This is a genomic window from Pseudarthrobacter sulfonivorans (assembly GCF_024391045.1).
Lineage (GTDB): Bacteria > Actinomycetota > Actinomycetes > Actinomycetales > Micrococcaceae > Arthrobacter > Arthrobacter sulfonivorans_B.
In genome coordinates, this window is record NZ_JANFCZ010000010.1 from 1 (window position 1) to 18,517 (window position 18,517).

General features: G+C 62.0%; 16 protein-coding genes. 9 read left to right on the forward strand and 7 right to left on the reverse strand.

Annotated elements, in window-relative coordinates:
* Positions 1-416, forward strand: a 416-nt coding sequence (locus NQJ30_RS08500) for a CAP domain-containing protein (protein WP_255769458.1), incomplete at its 5' end; no start/stop codon positions are given.
* Positions 417-504: 88 nt separating this feature from the next.
* Here the strand turns inward: NQJ30_RS08500 and NQJ30_RS08505 are convergent.
* Together NQJ30_RS08505 and NQJ30_RS08510 are read right to left on the reverse strand one after the other, a co-directional pair.
* Positions 505-744, reverse strand: a complete 240-nt coding sequence (locus NQJ30_RS08505) for a DUF2188 domain-containing protein (protein ID WP_255769459.1) — start codon at positions 742-744, stop codon at positions 505-507.
* 328 nt (positions 745-1,072) lie between these two features.
* On the reverse strand, positions 1,073-2,287 hold the full coding sequence (locus tag NQJ30_RS08510) for a hypothetical protein (protein ID WP_255769460.1): 1,215 nt from the start codon (positions 2,285-2,287) through the stop codon (positions 1,073-1,075).
* 161 nt (positions 2,288-2,448) lie between these two features.
* Between NQJ30_RS08510 and NQJ30_RS08515 the strand changes: the two genes are divergently transcribed.
* Positions 2,449-2,997 (forward strand): DUF3090 domain-containing protein, encoded by a 549-nt coding sequence (locus NQJ30_RS08515; RefSeq protein ID WP_255769461.1) that lies wholly within the window; start codon positions 2,449-2,451, stop codon positions 2,995-2,997.
* Between the two features lie 25 nt (positions 2,998-3,022).
* Here NQJ30_RS08515 and NQJ30_RS08520 read toward each other — a convergent pair whose 3' ends face one another.
* The 4 genes from NQJ30_RS08520 to NQJ30_RS08535 form a co-directional block, all read right to left on the reverse strand.
* The gene (locus tag NQJ30_RS08520) at positions 3,023-3,295 is read right to left on the reverse strand and encodes a hypothetical protein (protein WP_255769463.1); all 273 of its coding nucleotides are present in this window, start codon (positions 3,293-3,295) and stop codon (positions 3,023-3,025) included.
* Positions 3,296-3,437: 142 nt separating this feature from the next.
* Positions 3,438-4,496 (reverse strand): hypothetical protein, encoded by a 1,059-nt coding sequence (locus NQJ30_RS08525; RefSeq protein WP_255769464.1) that lies wholly within the window; start codon positions 4,494-4,496, stop codon positions 3,438-3,440.
* A 265-nt stretch (positions 4,497-4,761) separates the two neighbouring features.
* Positions 4,762-5,403 carry a DUF4352 domain-containing protein gene (locus NQJ30_RS08530; protein ID WP_255769465.1) on the reverse strand — a complete coding sequence of 214 codons (642 nt, stop codon included), beginning with the start codon at positions 5,401-5,403 and terminating at the stop codon, positions 4,762-4,764.
* Between the two features lie 46 nt (positions 5,404-5,449).
* Positions 5,450-6,112, reverse strand: coding sequence for a hypothetical protein (locus tag NQJ30_RS08535; RefSeq protein WP_255769466.1), 663 nt, complete (start codon positions 6,110-6,112; stop codon positions 5,450-5,452).
* 243 nt (positions 6,113-6,355) lie between these two features.
* On the opposite strand from NQJ30_RS08535, the gene NQJ30_RS08540 reads away from it, so the two are divergent.
* From NQJ30_RS08540 to NQJ30_RS08570, 7 genes are all read left to right on the forward strand, one after another.
* On the forward strand, positions 6,356-8,416 hold the full coding sequence (locus NQJ30_RS08540; protein WP_255769467.1) for a hypothetical protein: 2,061 nt from the start codon (positions 6,356-6,358) through the stop codon (positions 8,414-8,416).
* Positions 8,416-10,044: a class I SAM-dependent DNA methyltransferase gene (locus NQJ30_RS08545; protein ID WP_255769468.1), complete on the forward strand. Its 1,629-nt coding sequence runs from the start codon at positions 8,416-8,418 to the stop codon at positions 10,042-10,044. The genes NQJ30_RS08540 and NQJ30_RS08545 overlap by 1 nt, the downstream gene beginning before the upstream one ends.
* A 74-nt stretch (positions 10,045-10,118) precedes the next feature.
* The gene (locus NQJ30_RS08550; protein ID WP_255769561.1) at positions 10,119-11,189 is read left to right on the forward strand and encodes a restriction endonuclease subunit S; all 1,071 of its coding nucleotides are present in this window, start codon (positions 10,119-10,121) and stop codon (positions 11,187-11,189) included.
* A 137-nt stretch (positions 11,190-11,326) separates the two neighbouring features.
* A complete protein-coding gene (locus NQJ30_RS08555) occupies positions 11,327-12,319 on the forward strand; it encodes a PDDEXK nuclease domain-containing protein (protein WP_255769469.1) in 993 nt (330 codons plus the stop codon).
* A 32-nt stretch (positions 12,320-12,351) separates the two neighbouring features.
* The gene (locus NQJ30_RS08560) at positions 12,352-15,573 is read left to right on the forward strand and encodes a type I restriction endonuclease subunit R (RefSeq protein WP_441339092.1); all 3,222 of its coding nucleotides are present in this window, start codon (positions 12,352-12,354) and stop codon (positions 15,571-15,573) included.
* 124 nt (positions 15,574-15,697) lie between these two features.
* Positions 15,698-16,708, forward strand: a complete 1,011-nt coding sequence (locus NQJ30_RS08565) for a hypothetical protein (protein ID WP_255769470.1) — start codon at positions 15,698-15,700, stop codon at positions 16,706-16,708.
* A gap of 29 nt (positions 16,709-16,737) precedes the next feature.
* Positions 16,738-17,385 (forward strand): hypothetical protein, encoded by a 648-nt coding sequence (locus tag NQJ30_RS08570; protein WP_255769471.1) that lies wholly within the window; start codon positions 16,738-16,740, stop codon positions 17,383-17,385.
* A 139-nt stretch (positions 17,386-17,524) separates the two neighbouring features.
* Here NQJ30_RS08570 and nrdF read toward each other — a convergent pair whose 3' ends face one another.
* Positions 17,525-18,499 (reverse strand): class 1b ribonucleoside-diphosphate reductase subunit beta, encoded by a 975-nt coding sequence (nrdF, locus tag NQJ30_RS08575; protein WP_255769472.1) that lies wholly within the window; start codon positions 18,497-18,499, stop codon positions 17,525-17,527.
* Between the last annotated feature and the right edge of the window lie 18 nt (positions 18,500-18,517).

Here is an 18,517-nt window from a genome sequence, read left to right on the forward strand (position 1 = left end):
CCGGGGGCATGCCGTCCAACGCCGTAGCCCAGCGCTCCTTCGCACTCATCAATGAGTATCGGGTGGCCAACGGCCTCTCGGCCCTGCGTTACAACGCCGGGCTCGCAAGCGTGGCGCAGAGCTGGTCAAACACCATGATGGCTGACATCAATGCCCAAGGCAGCGCCGGTTTCCGGCACAACCCGGGCGCGGCCGCCCAAATCCCGTCCGGTTGGACCACTTCCGCGGAGAACATCGCCGTGAATGCCGACGCCGATGCGCTCTTTGCCGCATGGAAAGCCTCACCGGGACACAACGCTAATATGCTGAACGCCGGCCTGACCGACTTTGGCTTCGGCTCCGCGCGACTCGCCGCCGGTTCCCTGTACGGGGCGCAGCTGGTGGCCACGCAAAACTTCGCCACCTACAGCAACTAGGCAAAGGAACGACGGCGGGTGACCGCCGTCGTTCCTTGTCTACGGGACTACCAGCCAACGTTTGGTGAGCGCCGGCAGCCCGTGACATTCAGTTCAGGTCGAATTCCCGGTATGCGTGCCCGTCCCGGGCGTGCATCACCACATGCGCCGGCTGCGATCCGATGGTCACGTGCGCAGCGGCCAATGCTTCCTTCTGAGTGCGGAAATACTGGTGCTTGCTGGTCCTGAACTTATGCAGGTCCCACTTGTTGCCATCCGTCCCGTCGCAAGGTTGTACGTGGAAAATGGCGCGCTTCACTGCCTTCTTTTCGAGCGTCGCTACGCTCATGGCGATCTCCGTCCGTGGTTTTCTGGTTGGACCAGGCTCCGCCGGGGGCACACGACGGGCCGCGGCACAAGCCATGAAATCAGTCCACTCCCAGAGCCAGGGAAAAACAAGACCCCTGTGGATTAGCCCTTTGCGATGGCGGTCGACAGAGAGCGAAACCAGCGGAGTCAGAACGCGGTCAGAAGAGGTCCGCCAAGTCCTCATTGGCCTGTTCGATGTCAAAGTCCGTGGGATCCAAGGTCTCGCCGGGGCCGAGCCCCATCCATTCCCGGTACTCCTTGTGCTCGTCGTGGCCGGGATCGTTTACGGCCTGGATAACATTCGGTGGCTACATTTCTTCCTCGTCGGGCTCTCCGTCCAGACCAAGCTCGGCCAGCACCAGGGGGTTGTCGAACGTATCCGCTATGCTTCCGACGAGAGCCGGGGGTACCCGGAAATGCGTATCGATGGTGAGCAGCCCGAGTTCCGCGAGTGCCTCCAGGCGGCCTATCGCCAATTTGGTCAGCAGCTCGGTCATCGTCTTCTCGGTTTCCGGCGCGTAGTCCGGGGCGGCAAGGACACGTTCCAGCGAGGGCGGCTCCGGAGTCGAGGCCGCCAGCAGGAGGGATCCCTGCATGGCGGAAATGGACTTCTCCCATGGCTGTTCGGGATCGTGGCGAAGAACTGCCTGGTCAAGGAAACAGGAAACGAACATGGAGTACTCGTCCAACTGCACGGTCATGTCCCCGGTCAGGAAATCGTCGGCCTCGAAGGGCACCACTTTTGTGGGCTTGATGGCGATCAGTTCGGCGGCCTCCAGCGCCGCCCATATCTGTGCCAGCAGAGGCACCTCGTACATGCTCCGCACGGTGGGGACTCCATCAGGGGAGGCTGTGGCTTTGCTGGCGCCCCTGGCCGTCACGCCGACGCATGCGGCCGCTGCCTCGACGTCCCGCAAGCGAAGGGCCCCGGTTGCCGTGACGGGCTTTCCATCGCCGATCCACCGCAGCAATGCCAACGCCCTTCGGATCAAGGGCAACTCTCGGTAGACTTCGAACGCGGTCTCCGGGGGAACCTGCGGAACATCCAGGAGCCGGGGCTCATCGTCGCCGTCGGCGAGCCCGTCGAAAAAGTTCAGCAGTTCCCCAAGCTGCTCCTCGGTTCCGGTCCACCGGCCGGTTTCGGACAGGAACCCGACATAGGCATGGGCAGCGTCAACGACGTAGGCGGCGTTCTCGCCGTCCGGAAGCCCGGCGGCCGAACCGTCTGCGGCGGCGACGATTTCATCCGAGATGGCAGCGGCAAAGGGAACCATCTCCAGATTTGTCACGTCCGGCAACGCTGACCTGTCCAGATACCGGCCCAGGACGGGTTCAACCAGCTTCAGGTAATGCACTGCGGCTGCTGCAGCGCCGGGCGAGCCGTCGTCGAACCAGTGAACAAAGGCCGGCGCCAGGGCGTCCAGGGCGCGGCTGGCCCGAAAAAGGTTGAGGGAAACCGAACCTGGATGATGACTTCCGGCCTGCCCCTTTTCCACGCGGCGTTTCTTGCTGCTCTTGCCCACATTTCACCTGTCTGCCGGAAAATACGCTGATGGTATGACGCTACTGACTCGCACTGCCGGATTCCACTTATACGTGGGGCCTGACGTCGCGCGGGCATGATCCAGCACAAAAGCGCGACGAACCTCATGGCTATTGACCCCCATGGGCCTAAAATACTGACATGCCTACACTGGTTCACGAGTTTTCCTGGCCTGATCGGGTCGTCGTTGGCACCATCGGCCTTCCGGGCGCACGCACCTTCTACCTGCAGGTGCGCGCTGGAACGCAGATCGTGAGTATTGCCCTCGAGAAGCAGCAGTCGGCTCTGCTCGCCGAGAAGATCGACGAAATTCTCGACCAACTCATTTCCCTTGAGGGCAACCCCTTCAGCGTTCCCACGGGAACTCCCACCGAACTTGTCGATAACGACCAGCTCGACGCCGTGCAGGAGCAGTTCCGGACCGGAGCCATGACCTTGGGTTGGGACCCAACGACGGCGCAGGTCGTCATCGAGGCCTACCCGACTGCCGATCCCGATGACGATGACGAATTACTTGCTGAGGACGGCGCTGACGGGCCCGAAATGCTGCTGGTGCGAATGCCGGTGGGTACCGCCCGCGCGTTCGCCCAGCGCACCCGTGAGGTGGTCGGCGCCGGGCGTCCGATTTGCCCGAGCTGCGGATACCCGATCGACGCCGAAGGGCACGTCTGCACCCTCCCCGAGAACTGACGCCCGGCCAACCATCGTCCCCGGGTCAGGTGCTGAGCTCGGGTTCGACCAGCGTCAGGATCGTTTCCGGGCGCACGCCGTCGAACTTCATGGCGTCAGCCGCTGCCTCGGACTCCATCATTCGCCGGAACGTTTCCATGTCCGGGACTTCGACGATCAGGCCGACGCGATTGGTCTTCTCCGGGTCGACAAAGGTTCGCACTGTCATACCCGCCGGTCCAAAGAATTCCTGGCGTCGCGGCGAACTGAGCCAGTGATCAACGTCGTCGACCTCATGGAAGATTAATAAAGTTGCCATCGTTGCCTCTGCTTTCAAAAGCGGATCAGGAGCCGGATTGGAGGGCAATCACACGAGGAAACTCCTACTCCAAGCAGAAGCTACCACGGCCGGTTTGTCTTAGATAGGCAGCAAAGCAAAGGCGCCAGAATTGCGTCCGGACCTATTCCTCGGGCGCCCTCTCCGGCGCGTCAGCCGTATCCCGCTTCCGCGACTTGAACAGCCCAGCAACCCTTCCACCCGCCGCGCCGGTGGCGCCGGCAAGGGCACCACCAAGGCCCTTCACCGCGGTGAGGGCCTGCGGCTCATCCGGGATGCCGTCGCCGTCAACGTCCACAGCACGGAACGGCCGGGACACTGCTGCCGCGGCGCTGGCCACGCCCGTCCCCACAGTGGCCGCACTCTTGGTCACGCCGTCCCCGACTGTGCTGGCCGTACCAGACAGCCAGCTTCCCGTGGACTTTGCTGCCTCCTCCAAGGCTGCCAGTGCCCGGTTGGGCTCAGCCTCACGATCGTCGGCGTCGGACAACTCAATCTGCAAGGCAAGATGAGCCGGGAACTCCGCCGGAGCCGCGGGGAATGCTTTACGGGCGGACTCCACGACATCCCGGCCAAACACGAAGCGGCTAACTCCTCCCGTCAGCGCACCCACGCCGTATTCGATTGCCGACTGTTGTTTTCCGCTCAAGGTTTCCCGCACGGTGTTCAACTGACCCGTCTGAATGGTCCGGACGAGGCTTTGGGCCGCCCCGCTGGGCAGGGTGTCTGCAAGAGTTGTGGCCCAGTGTGACCAGTCACCGCCGCCGGCCGCGATTTTGTGGCCAACGGCCACCACACCTTCGGGGGAAGTCTCCGCGACGTCCTTGGCCATTATCGCGATTTGTTCCTGACTTACCCGGTCATTGGTCAGCCCATAGACCAGGGCATGAGCCTGGTCCTGGTCATAGGCCTTCCCGTGGATGTCAGCGAGAGCCAGGCCGAAGACCGCGGTGAGCTCGAATTGAAGCTGCTGATCCCCGGCAGGGAGCAGTGCCGCGATCCGGTTGGCGCCGTTTTTAGCCGCACCCATGGCCATGTTCTTCGCGGCCACCTTGGCCGCTTCCTTGGCGGTTACCTGAACAGTCTTCTTGGCTGCCTGCTTGCCTGCAGTCTTGAGACCGGCGGCCGCGACACCGCCGCCCGGAATGAGGGAAATGCCAGCGTGCGATCGAGTGACGGGCACTGACCGCCTTCGCAATGTCTGCGTTGGCTTCTTCGTCGTCCAGCTGCGTCTCCAGCGTGACAGCCTCGCTATCGGTCATTACGTTGTCCCCTCTAACCACAGGCTCAACCCTGAGCCCCTCTACCATCGCTGCAATTAGGTTCATGGGCGCGGAACACACTTCCCCTTCGCCGCAACTTCATCAGTGTCCCGCATGATGCGGCAACAGTCGGTGCGCTACGCTGGCCCACTGCCGCCGCACTAGGGCCTGGGTGGAGTATCCTGCCTACGCCGGGATCTGGATCCGCGCGGCTTCCTGCAGCAGGGGGTCCGAAATGATCACCGTGGCGGTGCCGGGAGCGATATCGAAGGCAATGAACCCACGGGACTTGTCGCCCGGCAGGACATCGCCGGAGGCGAGCTGGTTGTCCGCAAACATGTTCAGGTCCGCCTTGCGGCCGTTTGCGTCCTTGGCCGAGAAGTAGAGCGGGTTGGAGCTGGTCTTGCCGGCTTCGGTCTCCCACAGCACGTCCAGGAGCAGGTAGGTCCCGTTCTTCGGCGGCGTTGCAAAGGCGGTGGCGGTCACCGTATCTGTCCGTACAGCCGAGACGATCGTAATTTTGGCGACGTCGCCGTTGCGTATCTTCACGGTGAACGGCGTCCCCACCGATGGAGCGGCCGGGGCGGCCGACGATGGTGCTGCCGCCGCCTGCGCTGCGGGCTCGGCAGGAGCCGAAGATGTAGCAGCAGATGAGATGGGGCTGGAGTCCGCCACCGGCTTGGTGCCGGCCGAACAGGAGCCCAACACGATACCGAGGAGCAGGACGCCAGCCGGAATCACAAAGCGCTTCTTCTTATAGAACGGCCGCTTGACCGGAGCCGGGGCAATCGGCGCGGGCGGGAACGAATCAAAATTCTGGTGAATCATGGTGGTGCCTTTCGAGAGTGCGTTGTCGTGATGCTGCGCTGCGCTGTTACTGCTTTTCCCATTTGCCGCAGCGGGTTGAATTGAAGTCCTGCCCCGGGGAGAGAGTGACCACAGGTCGGCCCCCTCCAGGGATGTCGTTTTCGATGATGTCGCTGCCGTTGCTGCCGCTGCGGTAGATCCCCCAGTAGCAGGTGGATCCCACGGCAGCCGCGGCCCTGTAGGTGCCCGGCTCGATGTCAGCGCCCACAGTCCAGGTACCGTCGCTGACCGTATTGGCGGCTTTCGCCTTCTCCGCCCCGGTAACCGCTTCTTCGCGGGCCTTCACGGCGGCTTCCGCTGATTTGACCGCCGCGTCCGCCTTACCCACCTCGGTCTCCCGGGTGGAAACCTTGGCTTCGCGGGAGGCGATACCGTTCTGCAGGGTGTCGTACTTGCCTTTGACCGAGGCATAGCTCGATAGAGCCGCATCCCGCTCAATCTCCACGGTCGACTTCTCATCGGCCAGGGCCTGGTACGCCTCGCTCCCCTTCGGGTCGGGAAGTACGGTGCCGAAGGCAATTGCTCCACCAAGGAGGACGACGGCGACAGTCGCCACCACGATGCGCTTCTTCCGGTTGCGCTTTGGCGCTGTAGCTTCCGGCTGGGCATCGAGTTCCGAATCCTCCGCCGTGTCTGGCAGCGGCGCGCCGGCATCATCTGTGTTCAACATGTGCTCTTCCTCTGATCGTGGATAACCGCTGAACGGCGGCGGGATACTGCTCCCCCAATAAGCGGTTCCCCGCCGCCGCCGCAGCTCCGGAAGGTTCCTTCTTGGCTGCAGAAATGAACTTACGGTTGACATCAGCAGCAAGGCCTTGCATCTACTGATAACCCGCGTTATCAGCATCCAAACAGGAATGTCCGTCCGGGCCACTAGGCTCAAGGGAAACGATTCCGACTGAAGGGGGCGGCGATGGACACGACCACTGGAGCACTACGCATGACGCTCTCCGACGTCGCCGGGTTGGCCCGGGTTCAGCGACCGGTGGTGTCCATGTGGCGCAAGCGCAGTAGCGCCGGCCCGCTGCCGTTTCCCGCAGCCTCCGAGGTCGTCAACGGCATCGAACACTTCGACGCAAACCACATCACCGCTTGGCTTCAGGCCACTGGCCGGGGCAACAACCCGGAGGCGGGGAACGACGTCGCGGTTTATGCGAACCTCGCTGCAGCAAGAAGCGGGACAAGGGACAGCCGGCAGAGCTTCGACGGGCTGACCTCACTCCTGGCACTGAAGGTCGTCACGGGACAGGCCCTGGCGCAGAGCTCGCCGGCAGAACTCCTGGATGCCGCGGATGAAGCAGACCCGGACGATATGTTCCTCTACAGCGAGCTCGAGTCCCTTGGCTCGGCGCTTCCCGGCCTTGCTGACTTCGCGGACCGGCTGGCGGACAGTGCCTTCAGCGCCCCGGCAGCCTTCGAGAAGTTGCTGGCCCACCGCTTCAAGTCGGGGTTGCGCGAACAGTCGGACACTGCACTGACCGGCACCGCTCTGAAACTTGTCGCAGAAACAGCCCTGGAACTGGCGGCCACGTTGGACGGCAGGTTCCTCTTCGTCGATTCGACGCCCGGCGGGAGTGACGTAATGCTCAGCATCGCGGCGGAGTCCGGCGAATCACGTCACCTCACATTTCTGGCTGCCGACCACCACGGAACCGCATCACGCCTGGCGCGCCGGCGCCTGGCAGTACACGGGGCGGACAGCCAACCCGTGAAGATCGATGCCCACGGTGCCTTTGCAGTCAGCGGACCGGCCGTGCACGTGGCGCAGTATCCGGCACCGGGCAACCCCGGTATGGACACCCAAGGCGTTCTCTCGGCGGTGGAGAACATCGTCCTGCAAATGGACGACTCGCAGCGCGCCGTGATCATCGCGCCCGCACGGGTCCTGTGTGACGCGCTGACGGGAGAAGCAGGAAACCTTCGCTCGGACCTCCTGCGCTCGGGCAGGGTGCGGGCCATCGTCCGGCTGGAGGCGGGGCTCCTACGCGCCAAACCGCGCGAGCAGCAGGCGCTGTGGGTGCTGGGCCCGTCGTTCGCCGACGTCCCGATCGCGGAGCGATGGACCATGGTGGCTGACCTTGGCGCCGTCCCGCTCAGCCTCGACGTCAGCCAGGACCTGATCAGCGACGTCGTCGCATCGATGGGCGATCACGCCACCATCCGAGCGCACTCATTCCGGTTTGCCCGGTTGGTCCAGACCCGCGGTCTTCTGGCTGGTAAAGGTGCGCTGGTCAGCGTCCCGGCTGCCAAAAGCACGACGGCGGCACGCGGCGCCGAGAATGCGCTGCGGATTGACGAACTCGTGCGGCTCCTCTCCCCCGCCGCTGCAGCATCTCCGGCGCTCCCGGGTATCGAGCTTGCGGAACGGCAAACGAGGATGTCCCCGGCGATTGTCCAGGAGATGCTCACCGCAGGAACGCTCAGGTACGTCAAAGGCAACCGCGTTGACGAGGGCAAACTCAACCGGACGTCCGGCACCAGGGTCATCGGCAGCACGGAACTGCTGCAACCGCACGGGGCCGCGCCGCGGTTCATCAGCCTCCTGGACTTTGCCGCCGCGCACCCGGCGGGGCGCCTCACCGAACCCGGTGACGTAGTTTTCTTTACCAGTCCGCGGCCCGCTGCCGTGGTCGATGCGGAGGGCGGCGCCGTCGTAGTCTTCCCTGCCCGGATTCTGCGGATCGACGACGGCGACCCCGGCGGCCTGGTGCCCGACGTCGTCGCCGCGGACATCAACAGCGTGCCGGCAGCCGACAAGGCGTGGCGCAACTGGCGGGTGCGGCGCACCCCGGATGCCCAACGCCAGCCGCTCGCCGCGGCCCTCGAACAGCTGCACCACGGGCAGGAGCTGGCCCGGCAGCGTCTCCAACAGCTGGAAGAACTCGCTACCCTGATTACGGACGGCGTAGCGGGCGGAAGCCTCACCCTGACAGACCCCATGACCCACGCCGGACCAAAAGAAGGAACTCAATAATGCCCCCAAAGGTAAAGGTGGACCTCGCCCCGTCCACCATGAAAGAACTCAAGGACACACTCTGGAAGGCCGCGGACAAGCTGCGCGGTTCCATGGACGCCTCGCAGTACAAGGACGTGATCCTGGGGCTGGTATTCCTGAAGTATGTGTCGGACGCGTTCGAGGAGCGGCGTTCGCAGATCCAGGCCGAGCTGGAGGCGGACGGGCTCAACGAAGAGCAGATCGCCCAGCTGATCGACGACGTGGATGAGTACACCGGCCGCGGCGTGTTCTGGGTGCCGGCGCAGGCGCGGTGGGAGTACCTCGCCGCGAACGCGAAGGGCCTCCCGGCAATGGACGGGGCAGCACCGAAGAGCATCGGACAGCTGATTGACGAGGCCATGGACCTGGTCATGGCCGCCAACACCTCTCTGGCGGCCACGCTCCCCCGCATCTTCAACCGGGACAACGTGGACCAGCGGCGACTGGGCGAGCTGATGGACCTGCTGAACTCGGCCCGGTTCACCGGCCAGGGAGTCAGTAAGGCCCGCGACCTCCTCGGCGAGGTGTATGAATACTTCCTGGAGAAGTTCGCGCGGGCCGAGGGCAAGCGCGGCGGTGAGTTCTACACTCCTGCCGGCGTTGTCCGGGTACTGGTGGAGGTGATGGAGCCGAACCGCGGACGGGTGTACGACCCGTGCTGCGGTTCTGGCGGCATGTTCGTCCAGACGGAGAAGTTCCTAGAGGCCCACAACAAGGAGGGCTCGGACATCTCCGTGTACGGCCAGGAGCTGAACGAACGCACCTGGCGGATGGCGAAGATGAACCTGGCCATCCACGGGCTCAACGCCAACCTGGCGTCCCGCTGGGGCGACACATTTGCCCGCGACCAGCATCCGGAGCTGACCGGAGCCAACGGCGCGGACTTCATCATGGCCAACCCGCCGTTCAACATCAAGGACTGGGCCCGCTCCGAGTCCGACCCCCGCTGGAAGTACGGCGTCCCGCCGGCCGGCAACGCCAACTACGCGTGGATCCAGCACATCATTTCCAAGCTCGCGCCCGGTGGTTCTGCAGGCGTGGTGATGGCCAACGGCTCCATGTCCTCAAACTCCGGCGGCGAGGGCGAGATCCGCGCCCAGCTGGTGGAGGCCGATTTGGTGTCCTGCATGGTGGCGCTGCCCACCCAGCTCTTCCGGTCCACCGGCATCCCGGTGTGCACCTGGTTCTTCGCGAAAGACAAGACCGCCGGCCCTCGGGGTTCCGTGGACCGGACCGGTCAGGTGCTCTTCATCGACGCCCGGGACCTGGGCTACATGGTGGACCGCGCCGAGCGTGCGTTGTCCGAGGAGGACATCGCCAAGATCGCCGGGACCTACCACGCATGGCGCGGCACCTCCTCGGCCACTGAGGAAGGATTGACGTACGACGACGAGCCCGGATTCTGCTATTCGGCTTCCCTTTCCGAGATCAAGGCTGCCGACTACGCGTTGACTCCCGGAAGGTACGTGGGGGCCGCCGAAGTGGCGGACGACGGCGAGCCGGTCGAGGAGAAGATCGCCCGGCTGTCGAAGGAACTGCTGGAGCAGTTCGACGAGTCCGAGCGGCTGGCTCAGGTCGTGCGCGCGCAGCTGGGGAGGGTGCAGTGATCGCGCCCCACCTACCACTGGCGGATATCGCTTCCGCTAAGGGGCTGGTTGGTGGTCCATTTGGTTCTTCATTAGTGAACAATGACTACAGGGCGAGCGGGGTTCCCGTAATTCGTGGAACGAATCTCGGCTTCGGAAGGCACTTGGGTGGTGACTTCGCTTTCGTTTCGGAGGGAAAAGTTGCACGAGACCTGTCAAGAAATACGGCGGCTCCCGACGACGTCGTCTTTACGCAGCGGGGAACGCTAGGACAGGTTGCCCTCGTCCCGGCGGATCCCTATCCCCTATACGTCGTATCCCAAAGCCAAATGCGGCTACGGGTGGACCCGTCCAAGGCGCTTGCTATGTACGTCTACTATGCATGCGCATCGCAACCGTTCAATAGACAGATTGTGGACAATGCCATCAGTACCGGTGTACCTCACATTAACCTCGGAATTCTGAACCGCCTTACCATTCCGCTGCCGTCCCTTCGCGAACAGCAGGCCATCGCGGAGGTCCTAGGCGCCCTCGACGACAAGATCGCTGCCAATACCAAACTGGCCGCTACGGCCCGGGACCTGGCCGAGTCGAACTTCCGGCTGATGATGCGGAATGCCGCAGATATGGCGACGCTGAGCGATATCATGTCGTTGGAATACGGGAAGGCATTGCCGACGAGTACGCGCAGGCCTGGACCCGTGGACGTCTTCGGTAGCGGAGGTGTCACAGGCTCACACGATCAAGCCCTGTGCCCGGAACCGGGCGTAATTGTAGGGCGAAAGGGGACAGCCGGGGCTGTCCATTGGTCGCACAGGCCGTTCTTCCCGATCGATACGGCGTACTACGTCGTTCCGAAACTCGATGAAGTCAGCCAGGTCTTCAGCTACTTCCTTTTACGAACGCTTCGTCTCGACGAGATGAACAACGATTCCGCCGTGCCAGGGCTTAATCGAAATCAGGCTCATGCAGCGCCAATCAGATTGCCGACGGCTTCCGCCATTCAAGAATTCACGCTGCTGGCAACTGAACTGTTCGACATTACCGCCCAACGGAACGAGGAGAACGCGACCCTGGCAGCAACCCGCGACACCCTCCTCCCCCAGCTCATGTCCGGGAAGCTGCGCGTCAAGGATGCGGAATCGCTGGTCGCTGCGGCTGTCTGACCTTGGGCACAAATTGTCAGTGGCTGCCGATATGTTCGTGCGAACCACAGCCACCGCGAAGGGACCACATTATGTCGGAGCCAGCATCGTTCGAGTCAACGCCTGCCAGAGCTGGCATGCCGGACTGGTATCCAGACTTGCTAGCCAACGTTTCCAAGGAGATCAGCGCCGGCCGTTCAAGGGCGGTCGCTGCCGTCAACCGTGAGATGCTGCTGTCGCACTGGACGATCGGCCGCGAGCTTGCCGACCGGGAGTCGGCAGAGGGCTGGGGCGCCAAGGTGGTAACCCGACTCTCCGCCGACATCCGCTCGGCGTTTCCGGATGCGCGCGGGTTCTCACCCCGCAACCTCCGCTACATGAAGTCGTTCGCGCAGGCCTGGACGGACTTCCCAATGTTGCAAGCGCCGCTTGCAACATTGCCGTGGTACCACCAGATAGCGCTGCTCGAGAAGCTCAGCGACCCGGAAACCCGGCTCTGGTACGCGGCCGCCGCCGTCGAAAGTGGTTGGTCGCGGAACGTCCTGGCCCATCACATCCAGACGAACCTCCACGAACGCTCCGGCAAGGCGATCAACAACTTCAAGGCGACGCTGCCGCCGTCGGACTCGGATCTCGCCGAGCAGTCATTCAAGGATCCATACGTCTTCGACTTTGTGGCAATGACTGACCAGCGCAACGAACGCGGCCTGGAGAACCAGCTCATTCTTCACGTCGAAAGGTTCCTCCTAGAACTCGGCCAGGGGTTTGCGTTTGTCGGCCGGCAGGTCCGGCTCACCATCGGCGACGATGAGTTCTTTGCCGACCTGTTGTTTTACAACTTCAGGCTGCGCTGCTTTGTGGTGGTCGAACTCAAAGCCACAGCCTTCAAGCCCGAATACGTGGGCCAGATCAACATGTACATGTCCGCCGTCGACGACCTCATGGCGCACCCGGAGGACAGGCCCACCATCGGGCTTTTGCTCTGCAAGACCAAGAACAATGTGGTGGCGGAATACTCGCTTCAAGGGTTCTCCAAACCCATCGGGGTCGCTGAATGGGAATCGGAAATCGTCAAATCATTGCCCGAGGAATTCGTTTCCACCCTGCCCAGTATCAGCGAACTTGAAGCGGAACTCTCGGGCGATGGATAAGCTGTGCAGTAAAAGACTTTGGGGGAATATCTGTGAGCACAACACCCGTCAAAATCCCGGCCATCGGTTTTTCCGAAGCAGACTGGGAAGGGGTGGCCAAGGAGCGTCTGGGCGAACTCGATTGGAAGCCGATGACCGGCCAAGACATCGCTCCAGGCACCGGCCAACGCGACACCTGGGACGAACTCCTGATCCGCTCGCGCTTGCTGGCGGCCCTGCAGAAATTCAATCCCACGGTGCCGCTGCAGTATCTCCAGCAGGCCGCCGCAGAAATTGCGTCGCCCAAATCCAACGATCCGATGGCCGAAAACCACCGGATCCACGGCTACTTCGTGGACGGCTACCGGCTCAGCTACATCGACACCGACGGCCTCGAAGCCAACCCCACCATCCGTCTGCTCAGCCCCGACCCGGACCAGAACGACTGGCTCGCTGTCAACCAGGTCACGCTCATCCAGGGTGACTACAAACGCCGCTTCGACCTCGTGCTGTACTGCAACGGCATGCCCGTCAGCATCGTCGAGCTCAAGAAGGCCGGCAGCGCCACGGCCGACGTCGCCGCCGCGCACGCCCAGCTCCAGACCTACCTCCGAGAATTCCCGCTCGCCTTCCGCTTCTGCGTCTTCACCCTCGCCTCCGACGGCATCGAGGCCAAATACGGCACGCCGTTCACACCGCTCAACCACTTCTCACCCTGGAACGTGGACGACGACGGCGTCCCTGTCGCTCCTGGCTACATGGAAGACGGGGAGGCGGTCACCCAGCTGGAGACAGCCCTGAACGGGATGTACAACCAGACCCGCTTCCTTCAGCTGGTTAATAACTTCACCGCGTTCGACGGCGGCTCCGAGGGTTTGGTGAAAAGGATCGCCAAACCGCACCAGTACTTTGCCGTGACCAAGGCCGTGGGCAGTACAGTCCAGGCCGTGGAAAGCAACGGGAAGGCTGGCGTCGTCTGGCACACCCAGGGCTCCGGCAAGTCCATGGAGATGGAGCTTTACACCAACCTTGTGGCACGGCACCCGCGGCTGAAGAACCCCACCGTTGTGGTCATCACGGACCGGAACGAACTGGATGGCCAGCTGTACGAAGGGTTCGCCAAAAGCCTGCTCCTGGCCGAGGCACCCAAGCAGATCCGCCGTCGTCATGAACTGCGGGACGAACTCTCAAACCGGACCACCGGCGGCATCTACTTCACCACCCTGCAGAAGTTCGGCCGGAGTAAAGCCGAGAAGGACGCCGGGGCCGACCACCCGCTGCTGTCTGACCGGCGGAACATCATCGTGGTGGTGGACGAGGCGCACCGCAGCCACTATGACGACCTGGACGGCTATGCGCGGCACCTTCGCGACGCGCTGCCCCATGCAACCCTGATCGCGTTCACCGGGACGCCGATCTCTTTTGATGACCGCAATACGCGGGACGTCTTCGGCGATTACATTGACATCTACGACCTGTCGCGCGCCGTGGAGGACGGCGCCACGGTACCTGTCTACTTCGAGCCGCGGCTGATCAAAGTTGAGTTGGCGGCCGGGATGACCGAAGAGGACCTGGACCGGTCCGCCGACGAACTCACCACGGGGCTCGACGACACGGAACGGGCGCGCATCGAGGCGAGTGTCGCCGTCGTCAACGCCGTCTACGGTGCGCCGCAGCGCATTGCGGCGCTGGCCGAGGACCTGGTGACGCACTGGGAGAACCGCAGCACGCGGATGAGGAAGTTCATTGAGTCGCCGGGCAAGGCGATGATCGTGGGCGGCACGCGGGAGATCTGCGCCAACCTGTACGCGGCCATTGTGGCGCTGCGGCCGGAATGGCACTCGGATGACCTGTCCAAGGGGAAGATCAAGGTGGTGTACTCAGGCACGCCGTCCGACGCGCCCCCGGTGGTGAATCACGTGCGCCGCGATTCGCTGAATGCCCAGCTCAAGGAACGGCTCAAGGACGTCGATGACGAACTGGAGATGGTGATCGTCAAGGACATGATGCTCACCGGCTACGACTCCCCTCCCCTGCACACCCTGTACCTGGACCGGCCGCTGCGGGGTGCGCTGCTGATGCAGACGCTGGCCCGTGTGAACCGGACGTTCCGCGGCAAGGAGGACGGGCTCCTGGTGGCGTACGCACCGCTGGCGGAGAACCTGGCGAAGGCGCTGGCCGAGTACACGGACACTGACCAGCAGAAGAAGCCGGTGGGCAAGAACATCGACGACGCTATTGCGGTGACCACTGACCTGGTGGCGAAGATCGCCGGCCTGCTGGCCGGGTACGACTGGCGGGGTGTTTTGATGAAGGGCGGCCCGAAGGCCTTCCTGAATGCGGTGACCGGCGCGGTGAACTACCTGCGGTCGCCGGCGACGCCATTCGTTTCGCCTTCGCCCGACGAGGAGACCCTCGCCGCAGCCTACCGCCGGTTGTCCGGCCAGCTCTCGCGGGCTTGGGCGCTGTGTTCGGGCGCCGCGGCAATGGCTCCGCTGCTGCCCGAGGTGAAGATGTACGAGGAGATCCGGGTCTGGATGGCGAAGTTCGACGCCAACGACCGCCAGGCGTCCGGCGAGCCAGTGCCGGAGGACATCCAGCGGCTGCTGGGCGAGCTGATAGCTTCCGCTACCTCTTCCGGGGAGATACTCGACATCTACGAGGCCGCCGGCATGCCGAAGCCTTCCTTGGACGACCTGACACCCGAGTTCATCGCGAAGACGCAGAAGGCCCGGAACCCTCAGCTGGCCATCGAAGCCCTGCGGAAACTCATTGCCGAGGAGTCCGTGGCGACAACCCGGAACAACGTGATCCGGCAGCGTGCCTTCTCCGAACGCATTACCGAGCTGATGAAGAAGTACACCAACCAGCAGCTCACCTCAGCGGAGGTCATTGCCGAGCTGGTGGAGCTGGCCCGTGAAGTTGCCCTGGAAGGCAACCGCGGTGCGCACTTCACTCCCCCACTGAACTCGGACGAGCTCGCGTTCTACGATGCCGTTGCTTCGAACGAGTCTGCGGTGGAGGTGCAGGGCGAAGGGAAGCTGGCCGAGATTGCGCGGCAGCTCGTGAATGTCATGCGGCGCGATGTACGCACCGATTGGACCGTACGGGACGACGTCCGTGCCAAGCTCCGCTCTTCAATCAAGCGGCTGCTTGTCCTCAACGGGTATCCGCCGGACAAGCAGCCCGAGGCCATCAAGCTCGTCATGGAGCAGATGGAGTCCATGGCGCCCCGGTTTGTTGAGGGGCGTAGCGGTCCTAAGCAATGGTTGTAACAGAATTTCGTTGGGGCTACCCGGCAAGCCGATTGCCCCCACCCGTATAAACCACTGCCGGGGACACTCACGCATTAAGAGATTTTAACGACACCGTTGCGCATTAGCATGAGGACCATACAAAATGAAACAAGAACTAACCGCATATATTAGCGACCTGACAATTACCAACCGAGTGTTGTTCGTCGCTGCCGCTATAGCGGGAGGGTTGCAGATTGTGAGTATGCTCGGCTACCTCGGCAATGAGCAGCCTTGGACGCTGCGCATCGTATCTTTTTCACTCCTGGCGTTGGTGGCAATTTTGTTAGAGACCCAGGTCCATCAGGTACGACTCGAGAAGGACCGTGACGATAAAATCTCCAAACTTATCGAATCAGAAGGAGCCAATTCACGCGCGCTGGAAACAGTCAGCCAGAAGCTGGATGTGCTCACAAAGAGAAAAGCCCCGTATCACATCGAGCCGTCTTTTATTGAAAGTGAACTGGATGCTCTACTGGCGTCGGAGACAGCCAGCGTGTGGAAGTTCCGAGGCGGCTCAGGCCGTTGGCAACGGAGCCGCGTGCTACCCTCTCTCACTCGAATTAAAACCCGAGATGTCACATACAAAATGTTGATCTTAGATCCCCGAAATAACGCACTTTGTTCGCAATACGCCAAGTACCGGAATACTCATCGAAAGAACGGTGCAACTGAACAGGCGACTGCGGCATCGGTGAAAAATGACCTCTTGGCTTGTATCATCTCTGCGGCTTGGCACAGCGCACGTTCACGCATCACACCCTTTTTGTACTTGAACCAGACCTATAGCCCACTCAGGGTTGATTTGAGTAATGCCGGAGCGATGATGACAGTCTCAGACCTCTCAAGCCCGGGGCTATTCTGCCGACCAGAGTCCTGGTTTTACCAGTCTCTTGACGATGAGTTGGAACGTTCATTGGATCAATCTCCGAAGATTGATTTCCAACACAACGAAATGGAACTCCACAGCGCCGACGCCCTTACTGTTGAACACACAGAGAGCATTCTTCGCAACACTCACATATCCACACCCCGCGGTCTGGAGCGCCTCGTGCCCGATTCGCAGCTTGCAGGGCTCGACGTTGCCGAAATCACGCGATTGTGCATTGCGGTCTGATGACGAACGCTGAGACGAAAAGAGTTAGCATGCTCGCTCAACTTGTGGATGATCTGAAAGCCGGCCGCATACCAATAGTCGCCCCTAAAGAGCCAGACTTAGTGCTCACAGATCTAGTCAGGGGGCTGGACCGGGTAGATGTGACATTGCATCCCCTCGGCTTTGTGCACTACGACCTGCAAAACCTGACGCCACTCGGGGCTGGAGAATTTGCGCGACTCCACGTATGGAATCCAAAGCTTTCCCCGCCCGACGCCGGAGGTGCAATACATGATCACACCTGGAATCTTTCGAGCCTAATTCTTAAGGGTTCTGTTCGAAATATAAATCTAAAACCGGAACCTGATGAGTCGGGCGACTTTACCGGTCTTAGAGTCAGATACGGACTAACCAACGAGTTCGAACCAGCAGGCAGATACAAATTGACCCTTATTAGCGATGATATCCATTCTGCGGGTAGTACCTACCGAATTCCCAGCAGGATAGTGCACGAGTCAAAGCTCCTTTCGGAATGCGCTGTGACTTTGGTCGTTGGATCATCAGATCAGCAAGCCGATGTCTTGGGCCCGCTTATTCTGACCAAAGGCAGCGCTGCGGCTCCTGGGACAAGGGTTCGCCAGGTACTAAGTAGACACGACGCGCAGGCCATCCTCGAGTCGCTGTTGCTTCAGCCGTGACTGAGACGAACCAAAACGCAACCGCAGTCTCCAAAGATTCCGTGCCTGCGTAGTTAAGTAGTTAAGTAGCGTCATGGCCCCGGATCCTCCTGACGAGGATCCGGGGCCATGATTTGTTTCAGTATTCGGTACAAGGCGACTAGAAGTCCCAGTCCTCGTCTTCAGTGTTAACAGCCTTTCCGATCACGTAAGACGAGCCTGACCCCGAGAAGAAGTCGTGGTTCTCGTCAGCGTTCGGGGACAGGGCCGAGAGGATCGCCGGGTTCACGTCGGTGACGGACGCCGGGAACATGGCCTCGTAGCCCAGGTTCATGAGCGCCTTGTTGGCGTTGTAGTGCAGGAACTTCTTGACGTCCTCGGCGAGGCCGACGGAGTCGTAGAGGTCGTGAGTGTACTGGACTTCGTTTTCGTACAGCTCAAACAGCAGCTCGAAGGTGTAGTCCTTGATCTCCTGCTTGCGCTCCTCGGACAGACCCTCGAGGCCCTTCTGGAACTTGTAGCCGATGTAGTAGCCGTGCACGGCTTCATCGCGGATGATCAGGCGGATCAGGTCGGCCGTGTTCGTCAGCTTGGCGCGAGAGGACCAGTACATGGGCAGGTAGAAGCCCGAGTAGAACAGGAAACTCTCCAGCAGGGTGGAGGCGACCTTGCGCTTCAGCGGGTCGTCACCCTGGTAGTAGTCCATGACGATTTGCGCCTTCTTCTGAAGGTTCGCGTTCTCGGTGGACCAGCGGAATGCCTCGTCGATCTCCTTGGTGGAGGCCAGCGTGGAGAAGATGGAGGAGTAGCTCTTGGCGTGCACTGACTCCATGAAGGCGATGTTGGTGTACACGGCTTCTTCGTGCGGAGTCACTGCATCCGGGATCAGGGAGACGGCGCCGACGGTGCCCTGGATGGTGTCCAGCAGGGTCAGGCCCGTGAACACGCGCATGGTGAGCTGCTGCTCATCCGGGGTCAGCGTGGCCCATGACTGCACGTCGTTGGACAGCGGGATCTTCTCCGGCAGCCAGAAGTTGTTGACTAGGCGGTTCCAGACGTCAACATCTTTTTCGTCCTGGATGCGGTTCCAGTTGATCGCTTCGACGTGGCTAAGCAGCTTGACCTTTTCGGTCATGTCATCCCCTAAAAATGT